The sequence below is a fragment of the Chryseobacterium hilariae genome (assembly GCF_051400735.1).
Lineage (GTDB): Bacteria > Bacteroidota > Bacteroidia > Flavobacteriales > Weeksellaceae > Chryseobacterium.
In genome coordinates, this window is sequence record NZ_JBLFFJ010000006.1 from 1 (window position 1) to 16560 (window position 16560).

At 38.1% G+C, this 16560-nt stretch carries 11 protein-coding genes; all 11 read right to left on the reverse strand.

Translation table 11 applies throughout. The features are described 5' to 3' along the window. Window positions 1-193: 193 nt before the first annotated feature. Window positions 194-733 (reverse strand): hypothetical protein, encoded by a 540-nt coding sequence (locus ACMGDK_RS16615; RefSeq protein WP_436808983.1) that lies wholly within the window; start codon window positions 731-733, stop codon window positions 194-196. 1 nt (window position 734) lies between these two features. Next, a complete protein-coding gene (locus ACMGDK_RS16620; RefSeq protein ID WP_436808984.1) occupies window positions 735-1259 on the reverse strand; it encodes a hypothetical protein in 525 nt (174 codons plus the stop codon). Further along, the gene (locus tag ACMGDK_RS16625; protein ID WP_436808985.1) at window positions 1256-4012 is read right to left on the reverse strand and encodes a COG1470 family protein; all 2757 of its coding nucleotides are present in this window, start codon (window positions 4010-4012) and stop codon (window positions 1256-1258) included. Before ACMGDK_RS16625 ends, ACMGDK_RS16620 begins: the two co-directional genes overlap by 4 nt. Beyond that, window positions 4005-4772 (reverse strand): WxL protein host-binding domain-containing protein, encoded by a 768-nt coding sequence (locus ACMGDK_RS16630; RefSeq protein ID WP_436808986.1) that lies wholly within the window; start codon window positions 4770-4772, stop codon window positions 4005-4007. The genes ACMGDK_RS16625 and ACMGDK_RS16630 overlap by 8 nt, the downstream gene beginning before the upstream one ends. A gap of 131 nt (window positions 4773-4903) precedes the next feature. Next, window positions 4904-5482: a hypothetical protein gene (locus ACMGDK_RS16635; protein WP_436808987.1), complete on the reverse strand. Its 579-nt coding sequence runs from the start codon at window positions 5480-5482 to the stop codon at window positions 4904-4906. A gap of 220 nt (window positions 5483-5702) precedes the next feature. After that, complete coding sequence (locus tag ACMGDK_RS16640; protein ID WP_436808988.1) at window positions 5703-8045, reverse strand: phosphocholine-specific phospholipase C; 2343 nt, start codon at window positions 8043-8045, stop codon at window positions 5703-5705. An 80-nt stretch (window positions 8046-8125) separates the two neighbouring features. After that, the gene (locus ACMGDK_RS16645) at window positions 8126-9601 is read right to left on the reverse strand and encodes a SusD/RagB family nutrient-binding outer membrane lipoprotein (RefSeq protein WP_436809217.1); all 1476 of its coding nucleotides are present in this window, start codon (window positions 9599-9601) and stop codon (window positions 8126-8128) included. A 64-nt stretch (window positions 9602-9665) separates the two neighbouring features. Further along, window positions 9666-12809 carry a SusC/RagA family TonB-linked outer membrane protein gene (locus tag ACMGDK_RS16650; RefSeq protein ID WP_436808989.1) on the reverse strand — a complete coding sequence of 1048 codons (3144 nt, stop codon included), beginning with the start codon at window positions 12807-12809 and terminating at the stop codon, window positions 9666-9668. A gap of 404 nt (window positions 12810-13213) precedes the next feature. Beyond that, complete coding sequence (locus tag ACMGDK_RS16655) at window positions 13214-14818, reverse strand: BamA/TamA family outer membrane protein (RefSeq protein ID WP_436808990.1); 1605 nt, start codon at window positions 14816-14818, stop codon at window positions 13214-13216. A 93-nt stretch (window positions 14819-14911) separates the two neighbouring features. Continuing rightward, entirely contained in the window at window positions 14912-15700 is a 789-nt protein-coding gene (locus ACMGDK_RS16660) for an SDR family oxidoreductase (RefSeq protein ID WP_436808991.1), read from the reverse strand. 353 nt (window positions 15701-16053) lie between these two features. Next, window positions 16054-16542 carry a hypothetical protein gene (locus ACMGDK_RS16665; protein ID WP_436808992.1) on the reverse strand — a complete coding sequence of 163 codons (489 nt, stop codon included), beginning with the start codon at window positions 16540-16542 and terminating at the stop codon, window positions 16054-16056. Window positions 16543-16560 lie beyond the last annotated feature (18 nt).

Here is a 16560-nt window from a genome sequence, read left to right on the forward strand (position 1 = left end):
GCGACAAGCGGGAGAGTAGGCCGCCGCCAGTTTTTATTAAAAGTCTCATACAACACAGATTGTATGAGACTTTTTTTTGTTATATGCATCAAAGAGATGGCAAGCATTGATCATTGATGATAAGTAATAAAGGGCTATGCGTTGTAGTCACTCCATCATTCATTATTTTATCATTCATAATACTCCCGGCTTATTAATTGCTTACGGTAAAAACTATTCTGCTGTTATAAGTTGCTGCAGGAAGCGTTACAGATACACCGCTTACCTGGTACTGTATATTAATACCGGTATAAGATGTTACTGATAAAATAGTAGATATTCTGAATAATTCAACAGCAGTAAGAGGAACAGTGATATAATTAGTTCCACCAGATATAGCGCACCCTACACAAAGAGTGGATCCATTGTTTGTTCTTTTGGCTGATAAAACCAAAGAACTGTTCCAGGTAGGGTTAGCTTCATAATGTACATATACTTTCACGCTTCCAAGTAATGCTGGCAGGCCAACATTAATACTGGCCTGGTTCGTTGGGCTGCTATATGTCCCGCTATAGTTACTTCCTGCTTCTGTAATTGCTGGAATAGCTGCGTTCCAGTTGGTAACCGGAACTGTTACAGATTGCGCTTTACTTTGATAGTTGAATATGAAAAAAAAAGTAAAGCAGATAGAATATTTTATAGAAAATATTTTATGCTTGGCCATAACATCAATAAGGTTTATTTCTTTTTTCATTTTATTCCGTGATAGTGTAGGTTATAACAATAGGTGTATTGGTGCGGGCTGAGAGATTAGCATAAGTGTTTACAGCGAGGCTGATGGTCAGTCTGTGTCCATTATTAGCACCGGTTCCTGTAAAGGCTCCGCCTATCCCTGTGATAATATTTGTTGCCGTTGTAGAAAGGGTAACCAGTCCGGATGATGTACCTAATACTCCACCACCGGCACCAGAAGCTGCAGCTGCCTGGAGTCTTATGCTGACGCCGGGAATTACCTGATTGACAGAGGCTGTAATTCTTCTCGTAAGTCCTCCGGATACAATAGCCGAAGTATAATTGACCCATTTTGTTGTATTAGCAGCAGGAGCTGTTAAAGCCTGGCCTGCTTCCGTAGGTGCTGTAAAATTCAGGGTAAATGTTCCGGTAGGTTCTATATCCAGTAATGTGACAACAGGAAGCGTTACTGCAATAGTACTCTGAGAGAACATTGTGCAGGGGGCCATACAGAAAATCAGGTATACTGTAAACTCTTTTAATCTCATTTTTTCTTTTTTATTTCGTTGTATCCTACCTTAATTGTTTCCTGTTGATATTTAATTTCACTTTGCTGCTTCACAATATGAATAGCTATGTTCTGTGTCTGAGATGGTTTCAGGATGTATTGAAAGGAATCAGCAGCTATTTTATACCGTTTGTCCAAACCGTTTCTGTAAAGTTTCACTTTCCATTCTCCCGGACGAAGGTAGGTGAAATCAAATTTTTCTCCGATAAATACTACCTTTCGGTAAGTCTGCTCACCATCTGATGCTTCAATAATAATGCTCTGCTTCTTCTTTTTTTCTGTTTTAGGCTGAAAATGTACAAAGCTGTATTGATTTTTATCGTCATCTTCAGAAAGCAGGATAATTCCTTTAATTGCAGATGCAGCAGTCAAGCCGAAATTGAAAACATTCTCCTTGTTGATAAGATGCAATGATGCAGGCAAAGGAATATTGGGGATATCATTAATTTCCGTTGTAGAACGGTCTATTTCAAGAAAATAATCTCCCGGAACAACATTTTTAAAAAGATAATTTCCATTTTTGTCTGTAATGGATAAATGGCTGCCAAGCATTAATCTGATTCCTTCTACCTTTTTTACACCCAGGTTGCTGATATTTCCTGACAAAGAGGTATACTCGGCAGTTTTTTCTACAGGCACATTAAACCGCAGGGTATAACGCAGCGAAAATACAAAATCCTTATTACCCAGTTCACCTCGTTGTAATGAATACCTTCCCGACAGATCAATGTCACTGCCCGGAAAAAGCTGCTGATGAAATAATACTTCAAAAAGATTTCTGTCTCTGAAATATTCTTCAGGCATATAATTGTTCTGATAAAAAAGACTTAGACTGGTCTTATCAGAAAACCTGCTGAAGATCCTGGCTCCGTAATAGATCTGTTTCTGATTCTGCAACTGATATCTTGAAGTAATGGCATAGCTTGCATAAAGATTGAAAGAAGTTCTCAACTTTTCAAAGGCTATATTGGTAGTATAGAAGCTGGAATTTCCATTAAATCCACTCAGATAGTTATTTGTTTTTCCAAATTGTCCCTGCAGGTTTACCTGGAATATTCCTATCTGCTGATCAACGCTTACTTTAAAATACTGTTCATAATAATCAAACTGTTTAGGTTCGAGACGGTCCTGATACTTTTGAAAACCGTTATAAAAAGTTACCAGACCGGTTGGGAGATATTTGTACTGTGCCCCATACTGAAGAAAGCTTCTGTACGGTGCTGCAAGGAATAAAGTATCCCTTTGAAAGTTTTTGGCATCCTGTACGTAATTGGCGAATACATTGATCTTTTTAGAAATAGTATACTGCAGATTGCCGTTAAACGTGCTGGTGTTGGTAAAGTATCCTGCAAATTCCGGACTGACCCTCATATACATTACATTACCGTTAAACCTTTCAAAAGAAGCCTGAGCCTGGGCCATATAAGCCGTACCCTCTATCTGTTCGTTCTTACTGTATGCAGCTTCTCCCGAAAGACTTATGTTTTTTGAAATTTTGAATTTTCCTGCTGTGTAGGGAAGATGGGTTTCAGAATACAGCATGATATTTCCGAAATAGATTTCTCCCTTCCTGGGAATTTTATAGAGATATCCTGCGGTGATTTCAGATTCCTTGCGGATCTTAAAGGTCGAATAAATATTAAACTCATCTTTAATATCCCGGAAAAACCTGGGGTGATTATAAAAACCTCCAAAGCTGAATTTTTTTAAATCATAACGAATTTCTGCTCCACGTCCATATCTCGCAAATTCAGTTAAAAAAGAAGCCGAATACATTTTATCGCCCAGATGAACAAAGAAGTTATTTCTTTTATAATTAACAAAATATTCCTCATATTGGGTAAAAGAATTGAATTCAACAGGATTATGAGATACAGCACGAAATTCAACCTGGTTTTTATTTTCTTTGTCCAGACTTCCCTTCCCATATATTTCTCCCTGGAAACCATCATTGTAAATGCCCATATTTTTCATCCCGATAAATGACAAGGAGGCTGAAACAGGAAGCCTGTGGTAAATATCGTCTTCTACCGGTTTTACCGATATCACTTTTACGCTGACATAGGCTGTCTGACTTTCTTTCTGATTGTCCGGAGAATAAACGGAAAGATTGAGATTCTGAAATTCATTCTGCCCAACTTCTGCATTGGTGATTTTATAGATATTAATTACTTTTGATACGTTCGGAGCCAGTATTATGGTGGCATCATTGTCCACTACAGCATTCTTGCTTTCCAGGATCAGTTTTTCAGTTATATTTCCACTGTTTTTTAAGAGAAAGGATGCCCGGATCGTTTCACCCGCCCGGATGAATTCCGGTGAACTTAATGAAGTCAGGCTAAGCTTTCTGTTGCCGGAAATATAAACCTGTATGTTTTTGGTAAAAGACGTTCCGTCATATCGATCTTTTCCGTGTAGAATAATCGAATATATGCCTTGAGCTGCTTCCGTTGCAATGCGGATAGGAAGAATGTAAACTGTTTTTTCATGGGGTGATATTTTAAGTTCTGCTCTTTCTAAAATAGGAGTGAGGAAAGGACTTGAAGCAGTAACATTAATATCATATGTCTTGCTTTCGGGTGAAGTATTTTCTAAGGCAAAGGAAACAGAAGTAGACATGCCCGGCATAAGGCTATCTTTTTTACTGACCAATGAACTGGGCAGCTGTTGAGAAAAAATATGTGCCGGGAATAGTGACAGTAGGACAATATATAAAATCCAGGTTCTAATCATTCTTAACTTCTAATTCCACATTGAGGGCAAATGCATTTTCTTCTTCATCAGTAGCAATCAGAACAGCTTTGTATTGATCTGCCGGAACTTTGCTGATGTCAATGTAAAATAATTTGGAGGTCTGTGGTAATAATCCCATTGCAATGCTCGAGTAGCTTCCGAGCCGTTCTCCGGTTTTCCGGTTGTAGATTTCAATGGCTACAGTTGGTTTACAGTAAAGATCGCCGTTGTTGGCAATGGCAATTTTTGCGGTTTGCTTTCCGTCTTCTTTCTCTACTTTTATACTTTCAAATTTAAGATCCGGTTTTGCTTTTTCCGCTTCATAATCAGTAATAACCTGGATAGCGTAACGCACTACTGAAGTAATGTTTACTCCGGCTTTATCATTGCTGGGCTTAATCTCTTCTACAGGTTCCACGATGATAACGCTCCAGTAGCTTCCGGAATCGGCTGGCTGATTGGGAACTGTAATTTCATAGAATACTTCGGTTTTTTCCCTACCTTTCAGGGTGATCAGGTTAGTATTAAGCTTTATCCAGTCGCCATTAGTTCTGTTATTGGTGCGTATTGCAGTATAATTTATAGATCCGTCGGCCTTATAGGTAAAATCCTGTAAAAATAATTTTACACTCTGCGGGGTGCTGTCTGTATTTTCAATACCAATTTTTCCTTTATACACTTTTCCGTTTTCCACTTTATAAGTATGGGTAAGACCGTTCAGGACCACAATACCTGCATGGAGAAAACTAAACTGCAACATTAGGAACATTAAAAGGAAAATGCGCTTTATCATAATCATGTAAAGATTGGAATTAAATTATTGGCCATATAAAACAGGGAAGAAACGGATAGGTGATTTCTTCCTGCTTTATCTTAAATTGAAAATTTTAACTAGTTGTCCGAGATCGTATAAGTAACTGTAGCTACAGTAGAAGCTGTTGCCTCAAGATCTGCATATGCGGCTATTCCCCCAGGTCCGCTTCCTGCTGCCAGGGCATAGGTAAGATTGTGGCCATTATTGGCTCCGTTTCCTGTGTAGGCACTTCCGATTCCTGAAATAATGGTTTGATCTGCCGCGCTCAGGGTAAGCTGGGCTGCCGGTGTACCCAATGTACCACCTCCACTGCCTGTAGCCGCAGCTGCAGTTACATTGATGTCAATTCCCGGAATAAGAGCATTTACTTTTACAGATACATTACGGGTAGGGTCCGCCACAGATTTAATTGACGAATAATTTAGCCAAAGGGTGTTATTGGAAGTCGTTGGGGTAATGGGATTACCTGCTTCTGTTGGTGCTGTAAATCCCAGAGTAATGTTCTTCGTTGCAGCTGGCTCAATATCTACCAGTGCAACTTCAGGAATAGAAATTGTGATGGTGTGATTGTCAGTATTGGTATCTTGCGCTTGTAAATTGCCGGAAGTTGCGGCAGTAATAAAGCATACTGCAAGGCTTAGGATTGATTTTTTCATGATGCTGTTAATTAGTTAAGTGAATTTAATAAAAATCAGTTAATAATATGAATAAAATTGTATTTTTAAAATATTATTAACTATTTGGTTATAGTATTATGTTATGTATTAAAATATTTACATGTAAATTATGTAAAATCGATATTTTAATTCATGATTGTAATCATAACAAAAGCCTCACACAATTTGTGCAAGGCTTTAATTTTTACTGTCTTTTTGGTTATACCCAGTGAGGATCTGAAATAGAGGGTTTTCCGGTTTCTGTTCTTCCGGCAAAATGCCAGATATGGTCATCAAATATGACTTTCAAATCATACCAGCCTTTATTTTTGTTGAGATCAACTGTTATTTTTTCCTCCGTTTGCTGTAAAGAGACTGTTCTTTTATTTTTTTCATACAGATCTTCCACAACCACTGAGGTATTTGCCTTTTTCTTTCTGAAAACCAATTCCACCTCATTTTTTGAACCGTTACCTGTGAGCTGTATTTCTATTTCGGGTGTATTGTTTCCGCGGAACTTCCGAAAAAATCCATTAGGGCCAAAAACTTCGTAATCATATTTTCCGGGATTCACAGCATGCAACAACTCCTGATTTGAATACAAAGCATAAGAGAAGTAATAATTATCGCTGTTAAATTGTGTTCTGTCATAAATTAGCAAGGGAACGCCTGCTTCTTTTAAATTGGTCATTTTGATCCTTCCGTTTTCCAGATTCACATGGTAATGGTAGGGAAGCGGATGGGAAGGTCTGATCCCTCTTTCCTGAATTTCAAGAAGGCTGTCGCTGATTTCATTTTCTGCATGCCATTTCAGATCCGGAACAGGCTTGCTTTTGGCAGCGTTGATAGTCTTTGCATAATCTTTTTGATCCAAATAATCCATCTGAGGAGCCTTTGTATTGGAAGAATTAAAGGCAGAAGTCAGATCGCCACAAATTGCTCTTCTCCAATGACTAATATTGCCAACCTTAACATCTTTACGATATTTTTTCTGAATAAATTTCTCCAGAAACTGAAGAACGGAAGTATGATCGGAAACCTCAGAATTGACAAAGCCACCTTTTGTCCAAGGTGATGCAATAATCATCGGAACTCTGTATCCTAAACCAACAGTGCCTTCTATTCTTTCATGGTCTTTCAATGGAAGGGTAGACATGTATTCCTGAGATTTGTCCACATATTCCACTCCTTCTTTACCATTCATATCCACCGGTTGGCTCGGATTAAGCGGAGGGGCGAAGGGAAGAACGTGATCAAAATAGCCATCGTTTTCATCATAATTGATTATAAAAATGGTTTTTTTCCAGGTTTCAGGGTCTTTAGTCAGAATATTTAAAACCTCCGAAATATACCAGGCGCCATACCACGGTGATCCCGGATGGTCAGAAAAATGTTCAGGAGCCACCAGCCATGAAACCAGCGGAAGCTTTTTTTCTTCTACATCTTTGCGGAACTGGAACAGTACATCTCCTTTTGGAACTACCAGCCTTTCTCCGTTTTCGTCACTTCCGATTTCTAAGTTCCAATAGTCAGGATCATTACTATTAGTTGTAAAGGCTTTTTCGTGAAGATTTTTTTCCTGCTGCGACAGTTTGGAGTAATTTTCAGGAGTATATTTGATCTGGTCATCTTCAAGCTCAGCGATCATTGCTTCCAGTCTTTTTTTCTGATCCGGTTTTTTTCCGATTTCCGCTTTCAGGTAAGCAATCATTTTAGGAATATTCTGGTGATAGCCTTTTGAAAACTTGACATTGAATTTTGAAAACCATTCAATAGGATTATCCGTGAAATTACTCAGCCATGCTTCCTGTTCTCCGGACATTCCTTTCGGAAGACTGATCTCGTTCTGGTAGATTTTCCATGAAACATTCTGTTCTTCTAATAGTTCGGGAAAGCTCTTCCAGTGTGCCTGTCTGGCTTTATCATAGTCAATATTTTCATTATAAACGTTAGCTTTTACTTTACCATTCTGCTGCTCTCTGAGAGTGCCGGACCAGTGAAAAAGCCTGTTCGGAGTGGTTCCCGTAAGTGAAGAGCAGAAATATTGGTCAAATATCGTGAACGCATCCGCCAGCTGGTAATAAAAAGGAAGATCTTCCCGGTTATAATAGCCTAAAGTAAGCGGAATATTTTTATAGTCTTTATTTCCGGAGGCTTTAAACTGCAGCCATTTGTCATATTTCCCTTTATTTAAAGCCTTTTGCTGATCAGACCAGGAATGAGGCAGAGAACTCATCCACGTAGATTTTGTATTTCTAAGATCTAATCTTGCAGGCGAAGCATATTTTCCTGTATCATCTTTTTGAAAAAAAACGGAATGGCCGTCCTCTTTAATGAAAGCCCTTTTGTCAAGAAAGCCCCTTACCCCTTTTAATGCTCCGAAAGCATGATCAAAGGAACGGTTTTCCTGCATCAGGATTACTACATGTTCTGCATCATAAAAAGTTGACAGCGCTGCCGGCTCAATAGCCAGTGCTTTTAAAATAGCAGGATGAAGAACGCTTGAAGTTCCCAGTCCTGCCAGCAAAAGGCTTGATTTTTCTAAAAATTCTCTTCTGTTCATGTTCAATCAAAATAAGAAATAAACCGCAAGTTATTGAGATTTTCCTGCGGTTTATCTGTTTTTTATATAATATTAGGTTCCTACTGCAGCCACCATGGTTTAGAATTGATATTATCGTTTCCTCCGTACTGGGCATCTAATGCAGCTTTTAAGTTTGTGCTGTTATAGCTATATTCAGCTTGTGGATACCTGAATCTGAATGGTGCAGAAACTCCTGCCTGCAGAGGGTAGTTTGGATAGCCTGTTCTTAAATAATCATAATAAGAGGTCCATTGGCTCTGATGGAACATTGTCATATATTTCTGGGTCATAATCTTCTCCAAACGGGTTTCAAGTGGAGCAGCATCACTATAAATTACCAGTGGGGTCGCCAGATATTGGTTCACATCAAATCCTGAGAAATATTGTCCCGGATTTTTTACATAGGCCTGGTAAAAGCTGAAACTTGCTTTAATGGCACTGTCATAATGTGTTTTAGCTGATCCGGAGATCCATCCTCTGGCTGCAGCTTCGGCAAGAATAAATTCCAGCTCCGGATAGCTTAAGACAGAAGAAGGCTCATTAGTAGGATCTTTATAAAACCGGTCATTCACTTTAGAAATATTTTTCGCTGTGATCAGTGCTGCATTGTCAGAATAGGAAGAAGTAGGGTTTCCTCCGTTGTATCCTGTAAAATCCGTAAGGGGCTTTCCTGCTTCTTTTGCACCTGTAGTTTGGGCGGCAAAAGTGAACAGACGCGGATCCTGCCTGGCCTTGAACAGATTGATAAAATAATCCGCCATGTATAAACTTGATCCATAGCCACTGCTGTTGAACATCGTATATCTGCTGTCTGCCGCATCAGCAAATTTAAGCTCTCCATTGTCAGAAATGGAAGTCATCAACGGTTGGCTGCCTGCAATAGAGGCAAATTCGGTAGCTACATTATAACTTCCCAATGTAGATTTTTTAGACATACTTATTAAAATCTTCAAACGGAAAGAATTGATTAGTTTTTTCCATTTTGAGGCATCACCGTTATAGATAATATCACCTTCAATTTTATCACTGGTATTGATGAGATCATTGGCTTCTTTCAGTTCAGATAAAATTCCGGCCATTACTGTTTCCTGACTGTCGTATTTCGGCTGGGTAATTCCGGATTCACCTTTGGCAGCTTCTGTATATGGGATGCTTCCAAATTTTAAACTTAAATTAAAAAAGTAATAAGCTCTGTAGAATTTACCAATAGCAGCGTAGTTTTTATTGTTGATCTTCTCAGCTTCCTGCATCATTTTTACTGTATTCAGGAGTCCTTTCGTGTATACGTCGAAAGAGGCATCGTTCCACTTCATGTACTGATAGGTATTTTCTCCGTCTGTACCGATCATCATTCTCGAAGCATACATATTGTCACCGTTAACCTGGAAAGCATCTTTTGAAACATACGTCAGAAGGACTTTAGGATCTACACTGGCTTGATCATTAGGGTTTTCGTTGATTTTGTCAAGATCGGTCTCACATGAAGTAAGAATCAGCAGTCCTGCAAAAGTTGCCGACTTTAGCCATTTGATCATTGTATTATTTTGCGGTTTCGCTATAAAATTGATAGTATTTTTCATTGTTCAGGATGCTTGTTAATTAAAATTTAAGATTAAACCCGATTCCTATCCATCTGCTGGAAGGATCCTGGATATCATTGTTATCTTTCTTGAGCTGGTAATCCGGGTCGGAATAAAGATTTTTAGACTTTTTCCACATGGCCAGATTGTAAGCTGAAATATTGGCTGTGAAATTTTTTATCATTCCTTTTGGATTAAGGAGATAAGAAAAATCATATTCCAGGACTACAGATCTCAGCTTGATAAAAGTTCTGTCGAAAACATTGGCAAACAATTCACTTTCATCCTCTGTTACCCTTGCTTGATAAGGATAATTCTGTGCCCAGTCCTGAAAGCTGATGGGTTTTGTGTGTGGAGTATACATGCCGTTAGCCGCATTATAATTGACACCATCCGGCACAAAATAATACGTTCCCGGATTCGCATATTCAAGGTCCCTGTATGCTGTTGAGTTCGGGTGTTTTCCGCCCCACCACATTTTTTCTACGACCTGGGATCTCATAACTCCTCCTATGCTTCCGTCAATTCCGATATTCAGGGAGAATTTTTTATATTTAAAGGTATTATTGAAGCCAAAAGTCCAGTCCGGGTTGAAGTGGCCCAGATTGCTTGGAGCATCTGCTCTTGTAGGCATTCCTGTGGCGGCATTAAGAACTACTTTTCCGTCCGGGGATTTCTTCCAGGTATAATCGTAGTAGCTGTCCATTCTTTCGCCGAGCTTGATATTGTTGTAGTTCGGCATATCGTCATAAATAGAAGTAAGCTTCTGTTCATACGTACTCCAGTTGATTAAAGATCTCCAGGTAAAATTGGCTGTTTTTACAGGAACCAGGCCTAAAGAGATCTCCAAACCTTTTGTTGTATACTCGTTCCCGTTCACATATTGCGAAGTAAAACCAGATGATGGTGCAGCCGGGAATTCCAGTATATTGTTATAATCTAATGTTCTGAAATAAGTAACATCTAAAGTAACCCTGTTCTTGAATAATCCCGCGCTTAATCCCAATTCATACGATTTGGTCTGCTCTGGCTTTAAGGAATTTTCGATATTGAGTATGGTAGGGTAGTTGAACATCGGATTTCCATTAAAAGTGGCTCCCTGATTATTCAGATAGTAATTTCTTATCGAATAGGGCTGAAAATCATAAGCTACCTTGGCCCACGAAGCTGAAAGTTTTAAAAGATTAACAGCTTCCGGCATTTTAACAAGGTTTGAAACAACGGCACTTACCGATGCAGAAGGATAAAAATAAGATCTGTTGGCTTTCGGAAGGGTAGAGGACCAGTCATTACGTCCTGAAACATTGATGAAAAAAGCATTGTACAATCCGATATCAATCGTTGAATAGGCACTGTAGATCAGCTTTTCCTTAAGATAATCATAATACTTTATAGCTCCGGTTGAGTTTTCTAGGGTATACAGTTCCGGAATTTTCAGCCCGTCTGTTGAAGCATTGTCGATATCGTTCTTATAATAGAATGTTGATCCACCGGCGTTAATCGTAAAATCGAAGTTATCTGATATCTTTTTCTTGTAGGTGGCTAAGATATCGGAGTTCATATTCCATGTTTTGGAATCATTCAGGAGATAACCTCCACTTCTCGGAGCACTGTAGTTGAAGTAAGAGTAAGGACTTAATATTTCCTGTTTGTTGTGATTTTCAACGATGGATATTTTCCCTTTTACTGAGAAATCTTCAGTTGCTTTATATTCCAGACCGGTCTGTGCATTAATGATGTTGGTCCTGTTTTTATTCTTGTAATATTCGGCTCCGAACCAAGGATTGTTGTACCATGCATAATTCCAGTTAGCCTGGGCTCTGCCTTCTTTTCCCGGGATCCACATATGATTTTTAAGGTCTCTTCCATCTACATCTGCTCCCATCCAGATCAGGATTGTATACATATGCCCGCTTGGATTATATTCGTAGTTGGGGATATTGGGCGTAAAAGTTTGATTGAAATTGAATTTGGTGTCAAAGATTAATTTTTCTCCCAAATGATTTTCAGAAGAAAAGTTCACACCATAGCGCTGAAGATAGGAACCCGGAATTCTATCATCATAATTCATGAAATTCCCGGAGAGCCTGTAGATATCTTTATTGTTTCTATAGCTTACTGCGAAACTGTTATTGTTGATAATCGCAGGCTTTAAAAAGGTATCTAAGTTATCATGATATTTCCAGTCGATAGGAACTCTTTCATATCTTGATTTGTCATTGTATTGCGTTCCGGAAACTGCACCGTACCACGGAATTACCTGTCCAGTCATTTTATCCCTGATCGGGCTGTTCCACTGGGCAATTTTCAGACCGGGAGTAAATTTTGGCCCCCAGATCATATCTCCGTCATTCACACCACCATCAGCTCCGTCCCAGAATTCATACTTTCCGTGTGATCCGTTTCCGTACTCGTTCTGGGTTTCCGGAAGATTGGTAAATCCTGCCGTCACCATCGTATTCTGAGAAAACTCTACGGAAAAACCTTTCTTTTTTGCACTTTTAGTAGTGATTAAAACAGCACCGTATCTTCCTCTGGAACCGTATAATGCAGAAGCCGTTGCTCCTTTCAGAACATTGATGTTTTCAATATTATTGGGATCCAGGTTCTGGAAAACTTCTTTCTCTACAATTACCCCATCAACCACGAAAATAAGATTGGAGTTTCCTCTTAACGTAAACTGTGGAGCCTGCTGCATTCCTGTGGGGTTGGATACATTAAGACCGGCTACTTGTCCTGAGAATAAGTTTCCTATACTTGGGGTTGTAATGGTCTCAAACTGTTTAGTGCCGACTTCCTGGGTGGCGTAGCCTATCTTTTCTTTCTTTTTGGCGATTCCTAAGGCCGTAATAACTACACCTTCGATTTGTTTCTCATTTACTTTTTTCAAAATAACAGAATACTGTCTTTTGGAAGAAACCTCTATGGTGTACATTGAGAAATCCGGAGCATAAAACTCAAGAATGTCTTTCGGGTTGGCCGAGATTGTAAAATTACCGCTTTCATCCGTCACTGCCGTTTTTCCGGTGTTCTTGTCGGTAATGTTCACTCCGGAAACACTGGAGCCGTTTTCGGATTTTACATTTCCGGAAATGTTAATTTCTTGGGCAGTAAGATAAAGGGGGAGTAAAAAAACAGTAAAAGTAGCTAAAGTCTTCTTCATTTTTTTGAGGACAAATTTAGCGGTGCAGTGTTACCAGTGTTTTAATGTGGTATTAAAATAAAAATACTATTTTAATATTTTTTAACAGGAATATTTAACAAAATAATAAAATTGGAAAAGGCATTATACTCTAATATTTCCTTTTATTATACTATATATTATACCTTTAAAAGCATTACATTTTAATCAAAATTTCTTACTTACTGAAAACGACTGCTTATTCAGTGACGCAGCCACTTCTTTGCTTATTTAGAAATAGAACACACTTCTTTAAACTTTGCATTAAAAAAACATATGATTTAACGCAAAGTTTGAGTTATGGATGCTTTATTTAAGAATGCTGAGCAGTAATCAATTAAAAATTGATTTGCTGAACTTGTGAATAAATAAGAATGAAAGATTTTTTAAAACCTGCTCAGGATTCCCCAATGAATCTTGATATCGTTAAATTTAAAAGGGTTTCCGAATTCATTACCATTCGATAGCTGAAAACTCATCAGCCCGATCGGGATAAAGAAATTAAATCCAAGTCCCACACTGTAAAGTTTAGGTTTGACATTTAAGGATTTGTTATTGAGCTGTCCGTACTGCCCAAAGAAATCAAAGAATGCCTGGCTTCCAATGAGATATCGGTATTCCAGGCCTGCGTAATAATAAAAATCGCCAGCGAGGGATTTTTCATTGAACCCTCTCATGGAATTCCAGCCCCCGAAACGGTAAAGCTCATTAGCAGAGAATTCTATCTTGGAATCCATCATAGCTCCTTCCGCCTTTATATTAAGAAAATGATTTCCTGAAATATGGTAATTGTGTTCACCGAAGAAATAAAACTGATTCTGGTTAGCCTTAATATTATCTTTGGTATAGGTTGTTGTCAGGTAATCATAGCCGGCATTGATCCTTGTTTTGTAAAGGAAAAGATCAATGTCCGTAGGTTCAGTCATTTCAAACCAGATCCCGAGTCCTTTTTTATTATAATCCTTACCCTGAACATACAGAGTGTCTATGATGCTGGAGGACTCCAGGGTTCCTCTAAGCCCGATCTTGTTGCGGCTATTGATGTGGTAGTAGAAGGCAGGAAGGAATTTTACATTTGCGAAAGTAGAATCCTGTCTAAAAATATTGACTTTCAGGTTCATTCCTACATTAGATTTAAGAAGATACGGAATGTCAGTCTGAAGGTCAAAAGTCTGCCCTTTATCTGGGTTTCTCTGCCAGTACAGATTAACGGTTTCAAAACTGTTGAACATATTCCTGAAGTTGACGTTCAGGGTTCCGTTCAGTGTGAATTTTTCAGTTTTATCGTTCCCGAAACCGATCACCCCATCAAACGTATTGGTCTTTTTCTTTTCCATAAACAGGTAAATGCTTGTGGAGTCTTTGGTGAATAATGTTTGTGGAGGGCGTTCCAGCGTAACGAAAGCATGGCTTTGGAAATTTTTACTGATAGCTAAAAGATTTTTGTCATCATAAGTTTTTCCTTTGAATTCCTTTTCAAGGTTTTTCATAAACCTTTTAGGAACTCTTTCGTAACCTTTCACTACAAAATTGTCAATGGTCCGCTTATCATTTTTGTTAATATCAAGCTCTATCACGGGATAGCCATTCTTCTGACCTTTATATTTAGATTTAAGACGGCTGAAAGAATATCCGTCATCAATATATCTTTTGTTAATACTTTTCTTTGTTGAATCTAAATTTTTAGTGAAAAATTCTTTTTGTATTTTTAACTTCACAGCAACAGAATCAGAAAGATCTACATAAGTTTCATTGAAGTTTTTTCCTTTATCGTAGAAAATTTCAGTACTGTCGCCTTTCACTTTCACTTCTTTCAGCCTGGTAAAGAAGTAATTGTTCTGTGACAGGGAATCCAAAAATTTCGTTGCTGAAACAGAATCATTTACTTTTTTTCTGACATTGGTTTCCGTATCAATAAGCCAATACTGCTTCTTCTGCGCTTGTACAAAAACGCAGAACAGGATAAAAAATATTTTTAGAAATAACTTCAATGTTAATTTATATAACCATTAATAAAGCTTGTTAACAACTCAGTATTCTTAATGGTTTAAAACAGGTTTTAATAATTTTTTAAATAACTGAAATTAGTCCAGTTTATTATATTTTTTCATCAGATTCTCGTAGGTTCCCTGAGGAAGGATCCATTTCAGCGGAACGCCGATCTTTTGTCCGAATTTACCGAAATAATAATGAGCTTTCCATTTATTCTTGTCCAAAAGCTTTTCAACGTAGGCTGCCACTTCAAGAGGTTCGGTTCCGTCGCCCACATGAGAGTTCATCAAGGTATACACTTTATCAAATATAGTTTTGTAAGGTTCGGAAACTGGGGTTCTTACCCTGTTCTCCGCAATATTTGTTTTGATATCACCAAGATGAAGTGAGCACACATCGATGTTCCAAGGGTACACCTCATACCTCATGGCTTCAGTTACCTTATCCAAAGCTGATTTGGAAGCCGAATAAAAGCCCCGGAACGGAAGTCCCATTTCACTTCCTATACTTGAAATATTGATGATTTTTCCGAACTTATTTTCACGCATGGTCGGAAGAACGGCACTCATCATCTGGACCGCTCCTACAAGATTCAGGTTGAACAGTTTTAAAATGTCTTCCTTAGTAGAATCTTCCACGGCACCTACCATTCCCATTCCTGCATTATTGATCAGTACATCGATTCTTGATTCCGTTTTTAAAACTTCAGCAATGGCGTTCTGAACGGCTGTGTTGTCGGTAACATCTGTCGGAATAGAACTGAAATACTGGCTTTCCGTATGTTTCCGGCTTAAGCCGTATACTTTATGGCTTTTTTTTCCGAAATATTCGGCCAATACAAAACCTATTCCTGATGAGGTTCCAGTGATGATGATGGTCATTGATTGTTTATAATTTAAGACTTTTGTTTTTTCTTCCGGCTGCTGTGTTTCAGCACAAACCGTATTTTCAGCAAATGTAAAAAAAGAAATAGGAACTCTATTATTTATTACAGTATAAAATTATTCAGAAACAAAATCAGCAGCTATATTCTTATTTCTGAATCTGTATGTAAAAATGGTATTTATAAATTGTGGATAACTCTGTGGATAAGTATGTGGACAACGTAAAAATGAATAAGCAGAAGAAAATTCTGCTTATTTATCTGTCTGATCTTCAGTAATTCAATTCTTTTTTTAAGCCGGGTGCTTTAAAATTGTTTTCCCCAATCCTGAAATTGTTATTTAATCAAAATCTATTGGCCAAAATCTTCTTTCTGTACCTCTGTATCGTCCAAATTGCACATGCAGCCTTTAATTGTTTTATAAACTCCTGCAATATCAGTTTCTTTTCCTTTACTGTCCGTTACCGTGATGCCTGTAGAAAATGATTCATCTTCTGCAGAATAGGTTCTGAACAGTTGATATTTGTAGTCGTTTTTGGTAAATGTCAGATAGTTGAGGTCCATACCTGCATTTTGTTTTCCGCCACCTCTATGATAAGAGCTATATGTAAATTGCTTCCAGCTTTCTTTGGTTCTTGTGGCTGGGAATTCCATTTCTACACGGTCTTTACTTCCAAACCGATATTGAATGTAACCGTTCTTTTTATCTTTAACCAAAGACATGGTTTTACCATTTTTTGTTTGAAATGAAAAAATATTTTCCTCATTAGGCAACAGATACTGTGCCCAGGAAAACATAGGGATCAACAGAGAAAAAAAGAATACATACCTTCTTGCCATATTAGAATTTTTTAAAAC

Excerpts from the sequence above, each read along its gene's own strand:
- ACMGDK_RS16615 (WP_436808983.1), bottom strand. The coding sequence starts at position 733 with ATGAAAAAAGAAATAAACCTTATTGATGTTATGGCCAAGCATAAAATA.
- ACMGDK_RS16620 (WP_436808984.1), bottom strand. The coding sequence starts at position 1,259 with ATGAGATTAAAAGAGTTTACAGTATACCTGATTTTCTGTATGGCCCCC.
- ACMGDK_RS16625 (WP_436808985.1), bottom strand. The coding sequence starts at position 4,012 with ATGATTAGAACCTGGATTTTATATATTGTCCTACTGTCACTATTCCCG.
- ACMGDK_RS16630 (WP_436808986.1), bottom strand. The coding sequence starts at position 4,772 with ATGTTGCAGTTTAGTTTTCTCCATGCAGGTATTGTGGTCCTGAACGGT.
- ACMGDK_RS16635 (WP_436808987.1), bottom strand. The coding sequence starts at position 5,482 with ATGAAAAAATCAATCCTAAGCCTTGCAGTATGCTTTATTACTGCCGCA.
- ACMGDK_RS16640 (WP_436808988.1), bottom strand. The coding sequence starts at position 8,045 with ATGAACAGAAGAGAATTTTTAGAAAAATCAAGCCTTTTGCTGGCAGGA.
- ACMGDK_RS16645 (WP_436809217.1), bottom strand. The coding sequence starts at position 9,601 with ATGATCAAATGGCTAAAGTCGGCAACTTTTGCAGGACTGCTGATTCTT.
- ACMGDK_RS16650 (WP_436808989.1), bottom strand. The coding sequence starts at position 12,809 with ATGAAGAAGACTTTAGCTACTTTTACTGTTTTTTTACTCCCCCTTTAT.
- ACMGDK_RS16660 (WP_436808991.1), bottom strand. The coding sequence starts at position 15,700 with ATGACCATCATCATCACTGGAACCTCATCAGGAATAGGTTTTGTATTG.
- ACMGDK_RS16665 (WP_436808992.1), bottom strand. The coding sequence starts at position 16,542 with ATGGCAAGAAGGTATGTATTCTTTTTTTCTCTGTTGATCCCTATGTTT.